This window comes from Allobosea sp. P1_A7 (assembly GCF_056406775.1).
Genome location: NZ_JBFTZN010000354.1, coordinates 1 through 5,089 on the forward strand (window position 1 = coordinate 1; position 5,089 = coordinate 5,089).

The 5,089-nt window shown below is 65.3% G+C and carries 5 protein-coding genes; 3 read left to right on the plus strand and 2 right to left on the minus strand.

What is annotated here, in order from left to right; translation table 11 throughout:
* Window positions 1-1,042: ABC transporter permease (locus tag AC1D34_RS33845; RefSeq protein ID WP_476826604.1), on the minus strand; the 1,042-nt coding region annotated here is incomplete at its 3' end.
* Between the two features lie 4 nt (window positions 1,043-1,046).
* Entirely contained in the window at window positions 1,047-2,045 is a 999-nt protein-coding gene (locus tag AC1D34_RS33850; protein WP_476826605.1) for an efflux RND transporter periplasmic adaptor subunit, read from the minus strand.
* Window positions 2,046-2,200: 155 nt separating this feature from the next.
* Between AC1D34_RS33850 and AC1D34_RS33855 the strand changes: the two genes are divergently transcribed.
* The 3 genes from AC1D34_RS33855 to AC1D34_RS33865 form a co-directional block, all read left to right on the plus strand.
* The gene (locus AC1D34_RS33855; RefSeq protein ID WP_441491932.1) at window positions 2,201-2,890 is read left to right on the plus strand and encodes a TetR/AcrR family transcriptional regulator; all 690 of its coding nucleotides are present in this window, start codon (window positions 2,201-2,203) and stop codon (window positions 2,888-2,890) included.
* Between the two features lie 141 nt (window positions 2,891-3,031).
* Window positions 3,032-4,066: an amino acid ABC transporter substrate-binding protein gene (locus AC1D34_RS33860; RefSeq protein WP_113516799.1), complete on the plus strand. Its 1,035-nt coding sequence runs from the start codon at window positions 3,032-3,034 to the stop codon at window positions 4,064-4,066.
* 184 nt (window positions 4,067-4,250) lie between these two features.
* Window positions 4,251-5,089, plus strand: an 839-nt coding sequence (locus AC1D34_RS33865) for an ABC transporter permease subunit (RefSeq protein WP_476826606.1), incomplete at its 3' end; no start/stop codon positions are given.

Here is a 5,089-nt window from a genome sequence, read left to right on the forward strand (position 1 = left end):
GGGCAAGGCCGACCGCCCAGCCGATCAGCGAACCTCCAGCCCCGAGCACAAGCCCCTCCAGGAGGAACAGACGGCGCATGTCGGTTTCCGTGAAGCCAAGCGACTTGAGGATGGCGATGTCGCGCGCCTTCTCATGGGTGATGGTCGAGATGATGTTGAAGATGCCGAAGCCGGCGACCAGCAGGATGGCGCCGACGACGGTGTACATGATGACATTGCGGATCACCAAAGCCTCAAGCAGCGACTCGTTCGCCTCCTGCCAGGCGACCGCCTTGTAGCCGATCAGCGCCTCCGCGCGCCGTGCCACCTGGGRAGCGGAAGCGGGATCGTCGAGCTTCAGGCGGATCTCGTTGATCGCGTTCGGCCGCTCGCTCAGGATCTGAGCGTTCTTGAGCAGAACATAGCCCTCTCCCTCGTCACGCGCGGTCGTTCCGGTATGGAACAGGCCGACGATCTTGAAGGCACGGGTCTGGCCGGTGGAGGAGACCACCGTTACGGTTGTTCCGAGTTCGGCACCAAGACGCTGGGCCAGGCGGTCGCCGACGACGATGTTGTTGCCCCCGGCGATCAGCGAGGTGAAGCTCCCCTGGCGGAAATCCCTGGCGATCGACGAGACGCGCATTTCGGCCTGCGGCTCGATGCCGATGATGCCGATGCCGACATCGCGCCCGGCATAGCGCACCACCCCTTGCGTCTTCAGGCCCGATGCCATCCGGCCGGGAACCCAGGCTCTCAGCAGTGCCGTCGCTTCGGTCGGGTTGAGGATACCGCGACGATCGTCCTTGGGTCTCAGCCCGGCGATCTGAACCGATGCGAACTGGTCCTGCGCGGGTTGCCGGCGTGCGGCGCGCCGTTCGTCGGTGATGGCGACATGCGGCATGGTGTCGACGAGCCTCGCGACGAAATCGTCCTCGCCCCCCTGCATCAGGGCCGCCATGGCGATGGAGAAGCCGACCCCGAGCGCCACGCCGAGCACGGCGACGAGCGTCTGCCGACCGCGCCCGAGGATATGTGTCAAGGCAAGATCGAGGATCAGCCGCATGGCCTCACCCTCCCTGAGCCCTGACGTGCGTGCCGTCACTGAGACGTTCGGGATAGGGCGCAACGACGCGCGCCGTGTCCGGCACCCCCGAGAGAACCTCCACCTCGCTCGTGCCGCGGATACCGATCGTCAGTTCGCGGCGGCGCACGACATCGCCCTCGACGACGAATACCGCATTGTCGTGCACGGCGTTGTTCGGCAGCAGCAGGGCATTCTGCGACACCCGCACGATGACATTGATCTCGACTGTCATGCCGATCATCACGGGCGTCTCATCCGGCAAAGACAGATAGACACGATAATTCTTCGCGATCGGATCGCCCTTGGGCGTGATACTGTCGACCGTGGCTTCAAGCTTCCGGCCCGGGAAGGCATCGGCCGTCAGCAAGACATTCTGGCCGACCTTGACCTGGGGAATGTCCTCCTCGTTCACCTCGGCGACGACGCGCAGCGGCTTCGCCTCGCCAATCCAGAACAGCACCGTGCCGGGCTCGGCGATCTCGCCAACCTCGYCGTCGCGGCGCAGGACGGTGCCACGCATCGGCGCGCGGAGCAGATAGTTCTCCAGCCGGGCAGTCTGGCCTGCGACAAGCGCCGCGGCCTGGCCGATTTCGCTGCGGGCGCGATCAAGCGCCTGCTGGGTGACGACCTTGCGCTCGACAAGCGTCGAAAGCCGCTCAAGCTCCGTCGAGGCGAGGGCATGGCGCGCCTTCATTTCGGCCAGCGTCGCCTCGGCCTGGGCCCTGTCCAGCCTGGCCAGAATCTGCCCCTCCTCGACCCGGGTGCCTTCGCAGTTGCAGAGTTCGACGATGCGTTCGCGGATGAGCGGGGTCACCTTGGCCCAGGTCCGAGGCTCGACGACGCCCGTCGCATAGACGATGGCCGCCGCGTCGCCACGCTTCGCCAGCACGCTGGAGACCTGCGCCGGCCGGGTGGCGGACCAGTAGGCCGCAGTCGCGACGGCGAGCGCGGCCAGGACGAGCAGACGACGAACGAGCTTCAAGGCATCCCTCCCAGGAGGAGGCGGCAGCAGCAGCAGCATGGCGCGACGCGATTATTCATTGCCCCCGCATCGATCCAGGCGCTAAAGTTACAGACCGACCGTCGGTCATTTTACAGACCGACGGTCGGTCGTCAAGTTGGAGAGACCGAACCGGCATGCCCCGCGTGGTGAAACACCCCGATGATCGCAGGAACGAGCTGCTCGACTGCGCCCAGGCGCTGTTCTTCGAACGCGGCTACGAGCGCACGACGATCAACGATGTGATTGCACGTGCCGGCATCTCGAAGGGCGGTTTCTATCACCACTTCACCGCCAAGGAGGACCTGCTCGCCGCCTTGGCGTCTCGGCTCGCCCTGACCTCGGTCGAACGCCTCACGGATTTGACGGAGGCGCCCGATCTCCCACCGCTTGCGCGATTGAACGGCTTTCTGGCGCGCGCCCGGCAAATCAAGCTCGAGGATGCACCCCGGCTCAGAGCGACATTCGATGTCCTCTTCAAGCCCGAGAACATCGTGCTCTATCACCGCATCAACGCAACCGTGATCCCGCTCGCGGTCCCGGTGCTCACCCGCATCATCGCGGCGGGGAAGGCCGAAGGCGTGTTCAAGGTGCCCGATGCCGGAATCGCAGCCGAGATCGTGCTGCATCTCAGCGCCACCAGTCACGACGCCATGGCCCGGGCGATCTCGGCATCGGGAACCCCGGACGCTCCGGCGGCGATCGATGCGCTCGATCAGCAGCTGCGTTTCCAGGGCATCGCCATTGACCGCATCCTCGGACTGCCGGATGGCAGCGTCACCTATGTCGAAGACGGATTCGTGCAGGCCATCATGACCGCGCAGTGATGCAGGGATGACGGTGCCGCCAGCCGTCTTCCACTCGACATCGCATCCGGGATTCGAATTCCACCCACTCCCCTTCGCCGCTCAGCTGTTGCATAGTCGCGCCACCATGCAGAAAGCCGCCCAGGCTTCGGGGGAATGACAATGACGAAGATGATGATCCTGGGGGCCGCAGCCGCCCTCGCAGTCGCGGCGACCTCCGCCCATGCGCAACAGCTGGCGCCGAGCCCGACGCTGGATGCCATAAAGGCTCGCGGGCATCTCGAATGCGGCGTGCATCTCGGCCTGCCCGGCTTCTCCTTCGCCAATGACAAGGGCGAGTGGACGGGGCTCGATGTCGATTACTGCAAGGCACTGGCTGCGGCCGTGCTGGGCGATGCCACCAAGGTGAAGTTCACGCCGACCTCGGTTCAGCAGCGCTGGCCGATCCTGCAATCGGGCCAGGTCGACCTGCTCTCGCGCAACTCGACCATCACCTTCTCGCGCAACGCGACCTTGGGCCTGAACTTCCAGGGCATCAATTTCTACGAAGGCCAGACCTTCATCGTCCGCAAGTCGACCAATGCCAAGACGGCGGCCGATCTCGATGGCGCCTCGGTCTGCGTCGCAGCCGGCTCGACCGAAGAGAAGAACGCGGCTGACTGGTTCCGCGAGCGCAACCTCAAGGTCACGATCACCAATTTCCAGAAGAACGACGACGCCATCGCCGCCTATGATGCCGGCCGCTGCGACGCCTATACCGCCGGCGTCGGCGCGCTCGCCGGCCAGCGCGCCAAGCTCAAGGTCCCCGACGAGCACATCATCCTGACCCAGCCGATCTCGAACGATCCCCAGGGGCCGGTAACGCGCTACGGCGACGAGCGCTGGCAGCTGATCGTGCGYTGGGTGCTGAATGGCACCATCGCCGCCGAGGCGCTCGGTGTCACCTCGGCCAATGTCGATGAGATGAAGGCCAATTCGAAGAACTCGGAAGTCCGCCGCCTGCTTGGCGTCGAAGGCGGTTTCGGCGCGATGATGGGCCTGCCGGACGACTGGATGTACAAGGCCATCAAGCAGGTCGGCAATTATGGCGAGAGCTATGAGCGCTCGGTCGGCATGGGCTCGCCGCTGAAGCTCGAGCGTGGCCAGAACCAGCTCTGGACCAAGGGCGGCTTGCTGTTCACGCCGCCTTTCCAGTGAGAACCACGGCATCAGGCGCCTGACGGTGCTTCGAGAAACCGGGCGTCATTCCGGGCAGGCGGCGAAGCCGTACAGCTCCGGAAGCCATCGCAGCGCGCAGCGCCTTTCGATGGTTTCCGGGCCTGCGCTACGCTCCGCAAGGAATGGGGCCCCTCCTTCGCCACTTGTCTAAGAGGCGGCAACCGTGGCCAGCGTTCTGTCCTTCATCAACGACAAGCGGGTGCGCGACCTGTTCTATCAGGTCGCGCTCGTGCTTGGGCTCGTCGGCGCGATCGTCTGGTTCGTGCGCAACGCCTCGGAGAACATGGTCAAGGCCGGCATCGCGTCGGGCTTCGACTTTCTCTGGCGCACTTCGGGGATCGAGGTTCCCTTCGTCCTGACCGGCTACACCCAGCAGGACAACATCCTCGCGCTGTTCTGGGTCGGCATCRCCAACACGATGCTCGTCACGGTGATCGCGATCGCGCTCGCCACCGTGCTCGGCTTCATCATCGGCATCGCGCGGTTGTCCTCGCACTGGCTGCTCTCGACGATTGCCGGTGCCTATATCGAGTTCGTCCGCAATATCCCGCTGCTGTTCTTCGTCCTGTTCTGGTATTTCGGCGTGATCGCGGCCCTGCCGGCGCCACGCGCCTCGCTGAGCCTATTCGGCGTCGCCTTCCTCAATAATCGCGGCCTGACGATGCCGCTGCCCGACTCGCCGGCGCCCTTCCGCTGGGCATTGGCGATCATGCTCCTGTCCTGGCTCATACAGTGGCTGGTGATGCGCTGGGCACGCCGGCGCAAGGAGGAGACCGGCCGCGATGCGCCCGTGCTCATGCTGGGCATCCTGTTCGTCCTGATCGTGCCCGCTCTGGCCGTCACCTGGGCCGGACTCGCCGTGCGCTGGGACGTGCCGGTGCTGCGCGGCTTCAATTACCGCGGCGGCTTCGTCGTGATCCCCGAATTCGTCGCGCTGCTGGCGGCCCTCGTCACCTATACGGCGGGCTTCATCGCCGAGATCGTGCGCGGCGGCATCCAGGC